Below are 15,476 nucleotides of genomic sequence, written 5' to 3' on the forward strand. Positions count from 1 at the left end.
TGGGGAGACGCTTATTTTTATAGAATTAACATGGAATCGCCAAAGCTGAAGAAGCGATACTCCGCCTCCACCGCATGTTCATAGGCCGCTAGGACTGCCTCCCGATTATAGAAGGCTGATACCAGCATGACCAAGGTGGAACATGGCAAATGGAAGTTGGTAATCAAGTGATCAACTACCTTAAATTCAAAGCCCGGCGAGATAAAAATCTGAGTCCAGCCAGAATCTGCTCGAACTTGACCATCAAATTTAGCAGCGATGGTCTCAAGGGTACGGACACTAGTAGTTCCTACAGCAAAAATCTTGCCACCACGCGCTTGAACGGCCTGGATAGCGTCAGCTGAGGCTTGGCTCAATTGATAGTATTCAGCATGCATTTCATGGTCTTCAATGCTATCGGCAGAGACTGGTCGGAAGGTGCCCAAGCCCACATGTAGGACCAGGGGAATAATCTCTACCCCCTTGGCCTTGATAGCTGCCAAGAGGTCATCGGTGAAGTGAAGGCCTGCTGTTGGGGCAGCGGCGGAACCATTTTCCTTAGCATAGACGGTCTGGTAGCGATCCGCATCCTCTAGACGTTCCTTTATATAAGGTGGCAAGGGCATTTGACCTAGAGATTCTAGAATTTCTAGGAAGACTCCCTCATAGGAAAATTCAATGATCCGCCCCCCATGGTCCCCTTCAGAAACGACGGTGGCAGTCAGACGACCATCCTCGCCAAAGACAATCTGAGTCCCAGTCTTGGCGCGGCGAGCCGGCTTAATCAAACATTCCCATTGATTACCTTGAGTGTTATTAAGCAGCAGGACCTCCAAGTGTCCGCCAGTCTCCGGCTTGATACCGAAGAGGCGGGCCGGAATAACCCGGGTCTCATTGACTACCAAGGCATCGCCTGGATTGAGAAAATTAATAATTTGATCAAAGTGCAAATCCTGCTTTTGGCCCGTTTGGCGGTCTAAAACCAATAAGCGAGAAGCCGCCCGGTCCGCCAAAGGCGTTTGAGCAATTAGGTGCTCTGGTAAGTGATAATCAAAATCTTTGGTTGTTAACATTTCTAGCTTTACTCTACTTTCTCTCTATCTTCTGGGTTGGAATAGGCATAGCCTAGGTGCTCATAGGCCAAGGCAGTCGCCTGTCTACCCCGCGGAGTCCGCTGAATGAAGCCATTCTGCACCAAGTAAGGTTCGTACATATCTTCCAGGGTTTCGGTATCTTCGCCAATATTGACGGCCAAGGTATTAAGCCCTACTGGCCCGCCACCATAAAACTCAATCAGACAGCTGAGAATCTTACGGTCGATAGCATCCAAGCCATATTGGTCGATTTCCAAGACTTCTAAGGCAGTTTGGGCCATCCTTAAATCGACCACGCCCTGGCCCTTGACTTGGGCAAAGTCGCGAACCCGCTTGAGAATACGGTTGGCAATACGTGGTGTCCCCCGGCTACGCAAGGAGATTTCCCGCGCCCCCTCAGAATCAATACGCGTCTCGAAGACATCGGCAGACCGCTCTACAATCAGAGCTAATTCATCTGGTGTATAGAATTGCATGTGGGAGACAATACCGAAGCGATCCCGCAAAGGCTTGGACAGGGAACCCGCCCGTGTGGTCGCCCCAATCAAGGTAAAAGGAGGCAACTCAAAGTGGACTGGGTGAGCCGAAGGTCCCTGGCCAATAATAATATCGACAAAATAATCTTCCATGGCCGAATAGAGGACTTCTTCGATGACCCGAGGTAGGCGGTGGATTTCATCAATAAAGAGAATATCGCCTGGGCTTAATTCGTTGAGCAAGGCCAATAAATCACCCGACCGTTCAATAGCGGGCCCACTGGTTGTGTGGAGCCCTACCCCCATCTCATTGGCGATGACCATGGCCATGGTGGTCTTACCTAGACCTGGTGGCCCATAAAGCAAGACATGGTCCAAGGCCTCTTCCCTTTGCTTGGCTGCTTGGATATAGATGGCTATTTCGTCTTTGATTTTGGACTGACCAATGTATTCAGACAGGCGACTTGGCCGTAGACTGAGTAGGTTACCCTCGTCTTCTGGCTGCCAGTTACCTGACAGCACACGTTCATCATGAGACATGGTCGCCCCTCCTCTACTTTCTTAATAACTTGAAGGCTGCACTCAGCATTTCCTGAGTGGAAGTCAGGCCAGCTTCTTGTAGTGGCTTCTCAACCTTCTTAATTTCCTTGGCCGAATAGCCTAGGCCAGCCAGGGCTTCTAAGGCTTCTTCTAAATGCTGTTGGCTGACTGGAGCCGATGCTTGCGTTTGCGCATGAGCTTGGAAATCCAGATTGCCACTTAAGTCTAAGATCATTTGCTGGGCGGTCTTCTTACCCACACCTGGGAACTTGGTCAGGTAGGTTGAATCCCCAGAATCAATGGCCTGAATTAAGCCAGCGTGGTCGTCCAAGGCCAAGATGGATAAGGCACTCTTGGGCCCAATCCCCGATACCTTAAGCAAGGTATTGAAGAGTTGCTTCTCCTGGTGATCACGGAAACCATAGAGGGTCATGGCGTCTTCCCGGACCACTAATTCTACCGGACAGAGGACTTGCTGGTGAAATTCCCCCTGCCAACGGTAGGGATTGGCGCAGAGCAGGCGATAGCCCACACCATTTGCGCTAATTACAAGATAAAGGGGCTGGATTTGGACCAGCTCCCCTTGGATAAATTCATACATTAGTTTTACTCCACGTATTGTTTATAGTCGCTATATCCAGCCTCATCCATTTCTTCGTAAGGGATGAAGCGTAGGGCTGCTGAATTAATGCAGTAGCGTAAGCCCCCTAGTTCCTTAGGCCCATCGCCAAAGACATGGCCTAGATGGGAGTCTGCCTTAGCAGAACGCACTTCTGTCCGCACGCGAGCTAGAGAAGCATCTTCTTTTTCGACAATTTCAGAGGCTTGGATTGGCTTAGAGAAAGCCGGCCAGCCACAGCCCGCATCATACTTGGCTGCACTTGAGAAGAGAGGTTCTCCACTCACAATGTCTACGTAGATGCCCTTCTCATAGAAATCATCGTATTCGCCACTAAAAGGTCGTTCGGTGGCATTTTCTTGGGTAACCTTGTATTGGATTTCATTTAAGCCCTTGATGGCTTCTTGATAGTGTTCTTGACTCATAATTGGTGACCTCCTTGGTGTGGATCTTGAATCCGTTTGAATAGTTTTTCCAGGGTCTTGTCGGTAATTTGGACAAAGACTGGCCGGCCATGTGGACAGTGGAAAGGATCATCTAAACCATCCAAAGCCTGAATAAGGTAGCTAGCCTGACGATCGTCTAGGTAGTGGTTGGCCTTAATGGCGCCCCGACAGGACTGCATAATCAAGGCGGCTTCCTTGATTTGGTTAATGCTTAAATCTGGTTGTTTGACCAAGCGTTCGGTCAGATCCCGCACCGTCTGCTCCACTTCATGTGCTTCCAACCAGGTTGGATAAGAAGACAATTGATAGGTTTTAGGTCCAAAGGCTTCTAAGACAATGCCCAGTTCTTCCAGCCTTGGCAAGACTTGGTCTAATCCTGCTAACTCAGCTGGGCTAAAGTGGAAGAGATAAGGTAACAAGAGGGTTTGCTGGGTCTTGGTGTCCATTTCCTGCTTCATAAAGGCCTCATAGCGAATCCGCTCTTGGGCCGCATGTTGGTCAATCAGGTAGAAGCCTTCTGGACTTTCCGCAATCAAATAAGTGCCATGAATCTGGCCGACATAGCGTAAGTGACCAAAAGTTGGGCGTAAGTCCTGACTGCCACTAGGCTGAGCTTGGGTCTCCTTATGAGACTCCTCTGGTGTCGCTTGAACTGGCTGACTAGGGCTAGGCTCTGATTCCTCAAACTTGCTTACCGGCTCCACTTGTCCCTCCTGCCAATCAGGCGCTAAGTTTTCAGCCACCCGGCTGACTGGCGCTGATTGAGCTGGCTGACTTGGTCGGCTTGCTTGGCTAGACCTTAAGTCATCGTCTTCCTCATAAGCCGAGTCAAATGTCGGCTCCTTCCCCTTACCGTCCAAGTCCAGAGGCATGACTTGGCTTGCTACTGGACCTTGAGGATTGGCTTTGTCTGCTTGGTGGAAGAGTCGGCCTCCTGCCAGTTCTTGAACCTGGGCATTTGGCACAGGGTTGAGGCTGGCTAGACTCTCCACCACCGCCTGGGTCAACAATTGGCCTAGTTCACTTTCCTTGCTAAGACGGACAGTCTGCTTGGTTGGATGGACATTGACATCTACTAGACGAGGATCTAACTCAATAGCAATGACGGCCAAAGGATAGCGGCCAATCATAAGTTGGCGGCCATAAGCCCGAAGCAAGAGCTCTGTCAAGGCATAGGAACGAACAGCCCGGCCATTTATCATCCAGTGGATATAGTGCTTAGAAGTCCGGGTCAACTGAGGTGGCGAGATATAGCCTCGAATCTTAAAGTCTAGATTCTCCGCCTCTAAAGCTATGAGCTGACGAGCCAGAGCCGGTTGATAGACATTAGCAATGGTCTGGCGCAAGTCCCCTGTCCCGAAGGACTGGAAGATGGTTTGGCCGTCATTTACCAAGTGGAAGCGAATGTCGGGATAGGCCATGGCAATATCCTGAATAAAGTTCAAGCTATGCTTGAGCTCCGTCTTCAGACTACTCAAATGCTTAAGACGGGCTGGCGTGTTATAGAAGAGACTATCTACGGTCAAGGTCGTTCCCTTGCGGGCACTGGTCATGCCCTGGGCTTGCACCTGAGAGCCGGCAATCTCAATATAGTGACCGGCTTTAGCTCCGGCTTGCATGGATTCTACCCGGACCTTGGCGACAGACCCAATACTGGCTAGGGCTTCACCCCGGAAACCCAGTGATTTGATTTGAAAGAGGTCATGGACATCATAGAGCTTACTGGTGGCGTGAGGCAGAAAAGCCTTGACCAAATCTTCAGCATCCATGCCTTCCCCATCGTCAATAACCTTAACCTGCTGAATTCCCGCTTCTCGTAGCTCCACCCGAATGGTCTGGGCGCCTGCGTCAATGGCATTCTCCACTAACTCCTTAACGACCGAAGCGGGACGTTCTACGACTTCACCGGCCGCTATCTGGTTGGCTAAGGCTTCTGGCATTTGTTGAATCTTGCCCATGAAATCCCTCCTTTCAATAACTTCTTAGAAAATTACTTTAATTGATCTTGCATGGCTGCTAGGCCTTCTAGGGCCTGAAGTGGTGTTAATTGGTTAATGTCCAAATCAGCCAATTGCTTGAGCACTCGCTCCTGGTCTTCTCTCAAAACCTTAGGCGAAGGCTTAGTCGCCGGCAGGTCGAAGAGCGAAAGCTGGCCGTCACTTTCTGGTTCTTGGCGTCTCAGCCATTGGCTGTTAGACTCCAATTCCTGCAAGACTTCCTGGCTTTGAACCAATAGAGATTGTGGCAGGCCTGCTAGTTTGGCGACGTGAATCCCATAACTCTTGTCGGCAGCCCCTTCCAAAATCTTATGTAGGAAGACCACTTGGCCCTTTTGCTCGGTGGCACCCACATGAATATTGCGTAAGACTGGTAATTTAGTCGATAAATCAGTCAATTCATGGTAGTGGGTGGAGAAGACGGTGGCTGCTTGCACTTCTTGAGCCAGGTAATAAAGAATGGCTTCGGCAAGGGCCATGCCATCGAAGGTGGCAGTCCCCCGCCCGATTTCGTCGAAGAGCAGGAGCGATCGTGGGGTCGCTTCGCGCAGGGCCACATTGGTTTCCATCATTTCCACCATGAAGGTCGACTGACCACTAGAAATATCATCAGAAGCCCCTATCCGGGTGAAAATCTTATCGACAATTGGCAGCTTGGCCGACTTGGCTGGCACAAAACAACCAATCTGGTTGAGAATGACGCAGAAGGCAATCTGTCGCATATAGGTACTCTTCCCTGACATGTTAGGACCTGTTAAAAGCAGCAGAGGCTGGTCTGGTAAGAGGACAAAGTCATTAGGCACAAAAGCAGCCTTACCGATTAATTTTTCTAAGGCTGGATGGCGGCTAGCCTCCAGTTGGAAATGCTTGGCTTCTGCCACCAATTCTGGCTGACAGTAATCTTCCCGCTCACTTAGACTGGCAAAGTTAGCCAAGACATCTAGGCTGGCAATCTGGCTAGCCAAGGTCTGTAACTGGCCTGTAAAAGCCGCAATGGCTTGGCGTAGCTCGGTGAAGAGCTGGTATTCTAACTGGGTGGCCTTTTCTTGGGCACCCAGGATGGTGGTCTCAAGTTGCTTGAGTTCCTCCGTAATAAACCGCTCCGCATTACTGAGGGTTTGCTTGCGGATATAGCGCGGATCATCAAAGTTAGCTGATTGAAGGCGGCTCATTTCAATGTAGTAGCCAAAAACCTTGTTGTAGCCGACTTTGAGGGTCTTAAGCCCCGTTCTCTCACGTTCACGTTGCTGTAATTCTGCTAACCATTGGTGGCCATTAGCCAAGGCATCCCGGTATTGGTCCAATTCCTCATGGTAGCCCGGCCGAATGATATTGCCTTCGGTCACTGATATTGGGGGTTCATCCGCTAAAACTGTATCAATGAGCTGATAGAGCTCCTGAAAATCCGGCAAGCGCTCAAAGAGCACCTGATTCTGGCTAGCATTGAGTCCGTCTAAAATCCGGTTAATATGCGGAATCTGACCAAGGGATTGGCGCAGATGGTCCACGTCACGAGCATTGGCAGTCCCTAGACTAATCCGCGTCACCAGTCGCTCCAAGTCATAGACGGTCTCAAAGGCTGCAATCAAGTCTAAACGTTCGAAGTAGGCCGACATGAGCTGAGCCACCTGTTGGTGGCGCTGTCGCAAAATACCTTCGTCAATCAGGGGCTTTTCCAGCCACTGATGCAGCATGCGGCCACCCATGGCCGTCTTGGTATGATCAATCAACCAGAGCAGACTGCCCTTCTTACGCCCTGTTCTCAGAGACTTGGTTAATTCCAACTGACTTTTAGCAAAATGATTCATCTGCAGATAATCGGCTAAAGCATAGCGGACTACGGGTTGTAGATGGCCTAGGGCTTGTTTTTGAATGCTGTAAAGATAAGCTAGCAGGAGATTCAAGAGGCTGGCTTCTTGAGGGCTGGCTTGGTCTAGCACCCACTGGGTCCCTACTTCCGTCTGGTCAGTCAGGTCAAAGCTAGACAGATAAATAGCCAATTGCTGGATAATTTGGTCTTTGAGCTCGGTATCCAGACTGCTATCGACTACTATCTCGCTTGGTTTGAGGGCATAGAGCTCACTAAAGAGCTGGGCTTGTCTTGGTGTCTGGGTGACTTTGATTTCCCCAGTGGAGACATCAATGGCCGCCAGGTAGAAGGTCTGACCTTCCTGTCGCAAGGCTACTAAATAGTTATTCTCCTTGACCTCAAGGGCATCCTCTTCAATTAGGGTCCCAGGCGTAATGACTTGAACCACTTCCCGTTTGACCATGCCCTTGGTTAATTTAGGATCTTCCACCTGCTCGCAGATGGCCACCTTATTACCCGACTCAATCAAACGTTTGATATAGTCTTTGGCGGAGTGATAAGGAACCCCACACATGGGAATGGGATTGTCAGCCTTCTTATTGCGAGAGGTCAAGGTAATTTCCAGTATCTTGGCAGCCTTAAGGGCATCGTCGAAGAACATCTCATAGAAGTCCCCCAAACGATAGAAAAGGAAGGCATCTGGATATTGGGCTTTAATTTCATGATATTGCGCCATCATGGGCGTCATTTTAGCTTCTGCAGCCACGGAGGGTGTCCTCCCTTCTTAATAGTATTTGTTTAGGGACTCCTGAGTCACCTGAATAGGCACAATGGACTTAGCAAGCCCTGTCTTATCATCTAAATCAATCAGACAGGCACTGAGCACCAATGGCCCCTTGCTTTCTTGAACTAGGCGTGTTGGCAACTGGGTGGTGAAGCGCTGAATGACTTCCTTGGCCGCAAAGCCCAGGATACTGTCTTGGGCTCCTGTCATGCCCACGTCAGTCAGACTAGCAGTTCCGCCTGCCAAGACCTTGGCATCATTGGTTTGAACATGGGTATGGGTCCCGACGACAGCCGACACACGGCCATCTAAATAATGGGCCAGGGCCAACTTTTCGCTAGTCGCTTCCGCATGGCAATCTACAAAGATAAAAGGCGTTTGCTTACGGGCCTGATCTACTAGTTCATCAATCATGAGAAAGGGACTGGTGACTGGGTTCATAAAGACAGTGCCCAGGACATTTATGACCGCCACTTGATGTTGGTTATAGCGCACATAGTGGATACCCTTGCCTGGCGTTGTGGCCGGCAAGTTAGCCGGACGGACCAAAGGCTTGGCTCCTTCGATGAAGTGATAGAGGTCCCGGTTATCAAAGGCGTGGTTACCCAGGGTAATAGCTTCTACACCCAGGCTTAAAATTTGCTTGTAGAGTTTCTCGGTCAAGCCTCGGCCATCGGCGGCATTCTCTGCATTGACGATGGTTACTTGGGGCCGGTGGGTTTGCTTAAGATAAGGCAGATAGCTAGTTAAGGCCTCCATACCCGCTGTGCCCACAATATCGCCAACAAATAATAGCTTCATGGTCTCCCTCTTTCTCTTTTGACATCTCTTTTATTTTACCAATCCTTAGCCCTAAAATAAAGGAAAAAGGCGTCATTTAGCCCATTTAAAAAAGCGCTGAATCCCTAGATTCAGTCGCTTTCTTTACTTTGATATTTAGACTGGAGAGGACCAAGAAGGTTAGCTGGCACCAAACTGGTCAAATCGCCGCCATAGCTGGCAATCTCCTTGACCAGGCTAGAGCTAATGTGCTGATAGGCTGGCTGGGCTTGCAGGAAAATGGTCTCCAGGTCAGGATTGAGGCCCCGATTGGCTTGGGCAATGGGTAATTCATAGACATAATCCCCTGAATGGCGCAGACCGCGAACTAGGCAAGTGGCCCCAAGTTCTTTGGCTAGGTCGGCCATGAGTTGGCCTTCTAGCACCTGGATTGACACATTAGGTAAATGACCCAAGCAAGCCTGTAAATGGCCTAAGCGCTCTTCTAAGCTGAAGAGTGGCTGTTTGAGGGCATTAACTCCCACCACCACATAGAGACGATTGAAAAGGCGACTGGCCCGTTCAATCAAATCCACATGTCCCAAGGTAATGGGATCAAAACTCCCTGCAAAGAGGGCCACGGTTTCTTGTCTGTCGGCCATAGGCCTTCCTCCTTAATCCGCTTCTGGCATCCCGTAGAAATGAATCCGGGTTTGGCCATAGCGTTTGTGTTGATAGCGTTGATAGCCGGCAATGACCTCTGGCAAGTCCGTCACATCATCGGTCTCGCAGACCAGGGTCGTCTCGGGACCAATTATGCCTTGGGTTTGCAACCATTCCATATCCTCTACTAGTTTCTGTTTGGCATAGGGTGGATCTAATAAGACCAAGTCAAAGACCAAGTCTGCTTCTGAGACTTTTAGGCTTTGAAGACTCTTGCGATTGTCTCCTGCCAAAACTGTAAAGCGGTCTTCTTCCTTGGTCATGGCGACATTTTGCTTAATGGTCTGTAAGGCCGGACGGTACTTTTCCGTCATGACCGCGCGGTCCATACCACGAGAGACCGCTTCAATAGCTAGAGCCCCGCTGCCCCCATAGAAATCCAGGCAAAGGCCGCCATCAAAAAAGCCACCCAAGGATGAGAAGATGGCTTCCTTAATCTTGTCGGTAGTAGGCCGCGTGTTGAGACCTGGAACAGGCTTAAGTGGACGGCTGCCATAACGACCTGCGACTACTCTCATGCTGGCGCCCCACTCTCAGAGGCCGCCTCGTTCTTATCTAGCGAAGAGGCCAAATCAGATAAGAAATTATCCTTGTGTTGGCCGGCCAAGTTGCCCTTCTCGCTCTCTGGCTTGAGGTCCGGATCCTTGCGGTTAGGAATAGCATCCTTAAAGGTCATGTCGATATCATCGCGCATGGAACCTTCCACCTTACGTACGAAGTGTAGGCGATTGAGTTGTTGGGTCACTTGGTCTACTTGATTGGCATTGACGTAGAGTACCACATAACGTAGACGATCACTAATATAGTGAACATGACCGTATTTTCGAATATTCTTGACTTGTTTCAAGGAATAGAGCCAGACAATAAGCTCTTTACGCTTGACCATCTTAAATTCCATGATAGTCCTCCTTTACTTGCGAAACTTGCGCTTCTAAGACCCGCTTTTCTTCAATAATCATGACTTGTAAGACCCCGACCAACATCATAGTCAAGACCATACTGGTCCCCCCATAGGAGACAAAGGGTAAGGTAACCCCGGTCAGAGGCACCAAGCCGGATACCCCACCGATATTGAGGCTTGATTGAACTAAGAGCAGACAGCCAATCCCGGTGAAGACAGCGCGTCGGAAAGTGTCTTGACTCTTGGCGGCCCAACGGAAACAGAGAAAGATTAAGGCCGATAGTAGAAGTACTACCAACACGAGGCCAACTAGGCCTGACTCTTCCCCAATCACTGCCAGAATATAGTCCGTATGACCCGCTGGTAAACCTTCTTGTTTGGTCAAGGAATGACCAATCCCCCGACCAAAGAGACCACCACGGCTAATGGCGATATAGGCGTTAACTAATTGGTAACCCGCTGCTTTAGCATACTTAAAGGGGTTAACAAAGGAACCAAAACGCCGTAATTGATATTGGTCACTGGTCGCCAGTTTATCCGCATTGGTATAAATCCAGGTGACAAGCCCGACACCTACTAATGCAAGTGCTAATAAGACGCCTTTTTGGGTTTTGCTATTCATGATTAAGGCTAAGGCCACCAACAATAAAGTGGCTGAAATAATCATAAACATCCCCATATCAGGCTGGAAAAAAATGAGGACTAAATCCAAAAGCATCAAACCGATGGAAATGACAGATTCATAGTCCATATTGGCAAACCAACGTTCTTTAGTCAGTAGCACTTCACGTCTTGACTTGACACAGAGAACACCCATCAAGAGAATCAAACCAATCTTAGCCAACTCACCTGGTTGGAAGTTCAAGCCCATAAAGCTGAGCCAACTTTTGGCCCCACCACCGGATACCCCGATAAAACGCGTCAGTAAGATTAAGAAGGCAATCAGGCCATTGGCTGTAAAGAGCCAGAAAGGCTCAATATAGAGTCGATAAGGCAGGCAAATAGCCACTGCCGATACCGCTAGCCCTAAGCCAATCCCAAACATTTGACGGCTAAGATAGTGCAGCGGCGTGGGAACTGTTGCTCCGTTCTCCAATAAATATTGTGTTGAACTATAGACCATAATCAGGCTATAGACACTCAATAGACCGACAATCAAGAGTATCCACCAATCCATACGGCTGAAGTTATAGCGAATCTGGGCCAAGAAGCGCTGTCCTGACTGCTTGGCATGATTCGGATGCTTTGCTTTTTGCATGCTGTGATAGGCCTCCCTACATAGTACACATATTATACCATAGGACTGAGCATGAAGAAACCCATAGCTACTCAAAAGCCCGGCAAATGGGCATAGAGCCAGATTTTACACTTAAGTAAGAAGCAAAAAAGAGGCTAGGACTAGGTCCTAACCTCTCTCATTATTAAGCTTCAACTGCTACTGGGTAGACAGAAACTTGTTTCTTGTCGCGACCTTTACGTTCGAAACGTACCACGCCGTCCACTAATGCGAACAATGTGTCGTCGCCACCTTTACCAACGTTTACCCCTGGGTGGATTTTAGTACCGCGTTGACGGTATAAGATAGAACCACCAGTGATGGTTTGGCCGTCAGCTGCTTTAGCACCTAAACGTTTTGCACGAGAGTCACGACCGTTCGAAGTCGAACCCCCCCCTTTTTTGTGGGCGAATAATTGTAAGTTTAATTTCAACATTCTCGAGCACCTCCTATTTTGCTTGGTTAATCTTCAAGTGTATAAACTCTGGATAATTGTCAGCCAAGACTTCCAAAGCATACACCAAATGACGCAATAAGACTTGCGCATCATGCTCCTGTTGCTTGTTAGAACAAGCCGGAACCGTCAGCTTCAAGTAGCCACCTGCTACCTCATCGACTTGGACGTCGTAGGGCAACCCGACTAATCGTTCAAGTGAATTCTCTACTGAGATAACCTGGCTTGATACTGCCGCACAGACAATATCCTCGCCATACTCTCCTGCACCGGCATGACCGGACAGTTCAAGTTGACGGATAGCGCCTTTGGTATCCACTTGGCCTTTGATCTTAATCATAAGAATTAAGCGTTAATCGCTTCAACAACTAATTTAGTGTAAGGTTGACGGTGACCTTGTTTGCGATGAGAGTCTTTACGACGTTTGTATTTAAACGTTACGACTTTCTTAGCACGGCCTTGTTTTTCAACTTTAGCCACTACAGAAGCGCCTTCTACTAATGGAGTCCCAACTTTAGTTGATTCGCCACCTACTAAGACTACTTGGTCAAAGGTAACAGTTTCGCCTGCTTCTGCGTTGAGTTTTTCAACGAAGATTGTTTGACCTACTTCTACTTTTACTTGCTTTCCGCCTGTTTTGATAATTGCGTACATTCAAGCACCTCCTTTATTTTTCTTTCGGGGTTAATCCCCTGCACTTAGACTCGCCATGTTAAGTGGCCAAATGGCACTTAGACTCAACTTGCGCGGTTGCAGATGTGGTGCTACACATAAACAACAGTCATATTATAGACCATCCCGCTAGCAAAGTCAACTGCTAGAAGTGACTTCTTAGAAAAGTCCAAGTCCACATCTTTTAGTTTTTCCCCCTACTTAAGTAGGCCTTGGCGTAATAAGAAGTCATGGGCCACTTCCTTGGCTGATTTGCCTTCCACGTCAACTTGATAGTTCATGGTAGCCATCTCGGTAGCCGTAATCTTATTATGGAGTTTGTTGAGGATGCCCTCTAACTCAGGATGTTGCTTGAGGGTTTCCTCCCGTAAGAGTGGCGCCCCTTGGTATGGTGGGAAGAGGTGTTTGTCATCTTGCAAGAGCTTGAGGCCATACTTGATAATCTGACTATCCGTCGAATAAACTTCGATGACATCTAGTTTATCTTGTTCTAGCGCTTGATAACGCAAGGCTGGTTCCATGGTTTGAATGTTAAGCTTCAGGCCGTAGAGGGACTCCAGACCTTTTTTACCATCGGGCCGATCGTTAAACTCCAAGGAGAAACCAGTGCGAGCTGTCGATTCTACCTTCTTCAAGTCCGAAATGTTTTCTAAGCCATGCTCCATAGCATAGGCTTCTTTGACCGCGATGGCATAGGTATTTTGGTAGGCCATAGGCTTGAGATAAATTAACTTATCTTGTTGGTAGATACCATCCCGCGCCGCCTCATAAACCGCCTCTTGGTCATTGGCTAACTGGGGCGGATTGGTTAGAAGCGAAGCGGTAATGGTCCCGGAGAATTCAGGATAGATATCGATACTGCCGGCCTTAAGGGCCTCATAGAGGAAGGAGGTCTTACCAAAGTTTGGCTTAACTTCGACTTGCAGGTGGCTATCTTGTTCAATTAACTCCTTATAGAGATGAATCAAGATGTCAGGTTCGGCCCCTAATTTACCCGCAATAATCAACTTGTTGTTGCCCATTGGTAGGAAATATGGTTGGGCAAAGCTTGCCACCACTAAGATCGCTGTTGTTAAGAAGCTTAAAAGCAAGGTCTTAGGACGCCGCTTTGTCAGCCCGCCCAGAATTAAGCTAATGACGACTGCCAAGAATGCCGAGCTAATGGCCCCTATCAAGATTAAGGCGGAATCATTGCGGTCAATCCCTAAGAGAATGAGGCTACCCAAGCCCCCTGCCCCAATCAAGGCCGCCAAAGTCGCAGTCCCGATAATCATGACGGCGGCCGTCCGAATGCCAGACATCATGACCGGCATGGCCAGAGCAAGCTGATACTTACCTAGTTTTTCCCAGCGCGTCATACCAAAGGCTGTTGCTGCCTCTTCCAATTGAGGGTCTAACTCCCAGAAGGCAGTGATGGTATTTTGCACAATTGGAAAGAGCCCGTAAACCACCAGGGTCACAATAGCCGGCAGAGTTCCAATCCCAATAAAGGGAATCAGTAAGCCCAAGATTGCCAGTGAGGGAATAGTCTGCACAATCCCCGTTAACTGCAGCATCCAAGACGCCAAACGACGATAGTTAACCAGAATAATGGAGAGTGGTACAGCAATCAAAATGGCTAGCAAGAGGGCTGCTAAGGATATTTGCAGATGTTGCCAAATAGCCGTCTGCCAATCAGCAAAACGATTAATAAAGACCTCTACTAAGTTATGCATGCTGCTCACCTCCCTTAAAGAATTGGGCGACTGTCTCATTGGCTGGTTCTGCTAGGATAGTGGCAGGATCCGCCATTTGCAGAATCTGCCCTTCGTGCATGACGCAAATCCGGTCCCCTAATTTAAGAGCTTCCCGCATATCATGGGTGACGAAAACGATAGTCAGGCCTAATTCTTGGTGCAATTGCTTGATTAAATCCTGGAGCTGGGTCTTAGAAACGGGGTCTAAGGCACTAAAAGGTTCATCCATTAACAATAATTGAGGCTGAGAGATGATAGCTCGCAGGATCCCTACCCGCTGCTGTTCCCCACCTGACAGTTGACTTGGATAACGGCCCTTATATTTGTCTGGCGCCAAGCCTACCTTAGTCATTAAGTCCTGGACGGCTTGCTGGCGCTTGGCCTTGGGCCATTTTTTCATTTCAGGGATGAGTTCGATATTCTCTTCCACCGTCAAATTTGGAAAGAGCGCCCCTTGCTGGAGGACATAACCTGTATCCAGGCGCAAGCTTCTAAGGTCAAGGTCTTTAATGGCTTGATTATTCCGATAGATTTTGCCCTGACTCGGCTCAATCAGGCGGTTAATCATCTTAAGCGTGGTGGTCTTGCCGCTCCCACTTTTACCAACTAAGATGAAAAACTCCCCTGCTTCTATCTCAAAAGTCAAATTATCTAGGGCTCGTGCTCCGTCAAATTCTTTACTTACTGCTTCAAATCTTATCATAAGGTCATCTCCTTCATTTGAGCCTCTAAGGCGGTTGCATAGCGTGAGCTTAAGGCGACCAGCTGGTCCAATTCTTGCTCCGAAAAATCAGCCATAGCCGCTTGCTCCATGGCATGTAGGCGGCTGATAATAGGCTCAGCAAAGGCCAAACCCTCTGGCGTCAGGCACACCTTCTTCTGCCGCTTGTCTTTCGTGTTTGAACATAGGCTGACATAGCCCTTGGCTAGCCAGCTCTTAATAGTAGCGTGGACTACCTGTTTGGTGGACTGGGTCTTCTCGGCCAGATAACCTTGTGAGCAGCCATTTGGCGAGTGATAGAGCCAGAGCAAGATGACCAGACTCTTACCTTGGAGGCCCACCCGGCGGGCATAGCATTCAAAGAGACACACTTGTTGGTCCCAGAGCCGTATATAGCGGCGATCAATTGGTGATTTTGTCATGGTCACCCTCCTCCTTCAATTTACCTTATGACTAGCTTAGCATATAAGACAATAGTTAGTCAAAATA

17 protein-coding genes and 1 other annotated feature are annotated in these 15,476 nt (G+C 48.8%); all 17 genes read right to left on the reverse strand.

Annotated elements, in window-relative coordinates; translation table 11 throughout:
* Positions 1–17: 17 nt before the first annotated feature.
* Positions 18–1,052 carry a tRNA preQ1(34) S-adenosylmethionine ribosyltransferase-isomerase QueA gene (gene queA / locus RWO08_RS04655; RefSeq protein ID WP_291427664.1) on the reverse strand — a complete coding sequence of 345 codons (1,035 nt, stop codon included), beginning with the start codon at positions 1,050–1,052 and terminating at the stop codon, positions 18–20.
* 8 nt (positions 1,053–1,060) lie between these two features.
* A complete protein-coding gene (gene ruvB / locus RWO08_RS04660) occupies positions 1,061–2,089 on the reverse strand; it encodes a Holliday junction branch migration DNA helicase RuvB (protein WP_314211345.1) in 1,029 nt (342 codons plus the stop codon).
* 13 nt (positions 2,090–2,102) lie between these two features.
* Positions 2,103–2,690 carry a Holliday junction branch migration protein RuvA gene (gene ruvA / locus RWO08_RS04665; protein ID WP_314211346.1) on the reverse strand — a complete coding sequence of 196 codons (588 nt, stop codon included), beginning with the start codon at positions 2,688–2,690 and terminating at the stop codon, positions 2,103–2,105.
* 5 nt (positions 2,691–2,695) lie between these two features.
* Complete coding sequence (gene msrB / locus RWO08_RS04670) at positions 2,696–3,133, reverse strand: peptide-methionine (R)-S-oxide reductase MsrB (protein WP_070755080.1); 438 nt, start codon at positions 3,131–3,133, stop codon at positions 2,696–2,698.
* Positions 3,130–5,112, reverse strand: a complete 1,983-nt coding sequence (gene mutL / locus RWO08_RS04675) for a DNA mismatch repair endonuclease MutL (protein WP_314211347.1) — start codon at positions 5,110–5,112, stop codon at positions 3,130–3,132. Before mutL ends, msrB begins: the two co-directional genes overlap by 4 nt.
* 32 nt (positions 5,113–5,144) lie before the next feature.
* Entirely contained in the window at positions 5,145–7,727 is a 2,583-nt protein-coding gene (gene mutS, locus RWO08_RS04680; RefSeq protein WP_399495808.1) for a DNA mismatch repair protein MutS, read from the reverse strand.
* A gap of 18 nt (positions 7,728–7,745) precedes the next feature.
* Complete coding sequence (locus tag RWO08_RS04685) at positions 7,746–8,546, reverse strand: TIGR00282 family metallophosphoesterase (protein ID WP_314211348.1); 801 nt, start codon at positions 8,544–8,546, stop codon at positions 7,746–7,748.
* Positions 8,547–8,656: 110 nt separating this feature from the next.
* Positions 8,657–9,166, reverse strand: coding sequence for a pantetheine-phosphate adenylyltransferase (gene coaD, locus RWO08_RS04690; protein WP_311468954.1), 510 nt, complete (start codon positions 9,164–9,166; stop codon positions 8,657–8,659).
* A gap of 12 nt (positions 9,167–9,178) precedes the next feature.
* Positions 9,179–9,745: a 16S rRNA (guanine(966)-N(2))-methyltransferase RsmD gene (rsmD, locus tag RWO08_RS04695; RefSeq protein WP_314211349.1), complete on the reverse strand. Its 567-nt coding sequence runs from the start codon at positions 9,743–9,745 to the stop codon at positions 9,179–9,181.
* Positions 9,742–10,125, reverse strand: coding sequence for a YlbG family protein (locus RWO08_RS04700; RefSeq protein WP_314211350.1), 384 nt, complete (start codon positions 10,123–10,125; stop codon positions 9,742–9,744). Before RWO08_RS04700 ends, rsmD begins: the two co-directional genes overlap by 4 nt.
* A complete protein-coding gene (locus tag RWO08_RS04705; RefSeq protein WP_314211351.1) occupies positions 10,115–11,386 on the reverse strand; it encodes an FtsW/RodA/SpoVE family cell cycle protein in 1,272 nt (423 codons plus the stop codon). Before RWO08_RS04705 ends, RWO08_RS04700 begins: the two co-directional genes overlap by 11 nt.
* A gap of 163 nt (positions 11,387–11,549) precedes the next feature.
* Positions 11,550–11,840: a 50S ribosomal protein L27 gene (rpmA, locus tag RWO08_RS04710; RefSeq protein WP_070755088.1), complete on the reverse strand. Its 291-nt coding sequence runs from the start codon at positions 11,838–11,840 to the stop codon at positions 11,550–11,552.
* 13 nt (positions 11,841–11,853) lie between these two features.
* Positions 11,854–12,198: a ribosomal-processing cysteine protease Prp gene (locus tag RWO08_RS04715; protein WP_023391945.1), complete on the reverse strand. Its 345-nt coding sequence runs from the start codon at positions 12,196–12,198 to the stop codon at positions 11,854–11,856.
* Positions 12,199–12,203: 5 nt separating this feature from the next.
* Entirely contained in the window at positions 12,204–12,512 is a 309-nt protein-coding gene (rplU, locus tag RWO08_RS04720; RefSeq protein WP_298076876.1) for a 50S ribosomal protein L21, read from the reverse strand.
* Between the two features lie 36 nt (positions 12,513–12,548).
* Positions 12,549–12,620 (reverse strand) — a sequence feature (ribosomal protein L21 leader region).
* Between the two features lie 107 nt (positions 12,621–12,727).
* Entirely contained in the window at positions 12,728–14,245 is a 1,518-nt protein-coding gene (locus tag RWO08_RS04725) for an ABC transporter permease/substrate-binding protein (RefSeq protein ID WP_314211352.1), read from the reverse strand.
* A complete protein-coding gene (locus RWO08_RS04730) occupies positions 14,238–14,969 on the reverse strand; it encodes an ABC transporter ATP-binding protein (RefSeq protein ID WP_314062454.1) in 732 nt (243 codons plus the stop codon). The genes RWO08_RS04725 and RWO08_RS04730 overlap by 8 nt, the downstream gene beginning before the upstream one ends.
* A complete protein-coding gene (locus RWO08_RS04735; RefSeq protein WP_291453913.1) occupies positions 14,966–15,409 on the reverse strand; it encodes a MarR family winged helix-turn-helix transcriptional regulator in 444 nt (147 codons plus the stop codon). The genes RWO08_RS04730 and RWO08_RS04735 overlap by 4 nt, the downstream gene beginning before the upstream one ends.
* Between the last annotated feature and the right edge of the window lie 67 nt (positions 15,410–15,476).

The sequence above is a fragment of the uncultured Abiotrophia sp. genome, from assembly GCF_963520105.1.
GTDB lineage: Bacteria > Bacillota > Bacilli > Lactobacillales > Aerococcaceae > Abiotrophia.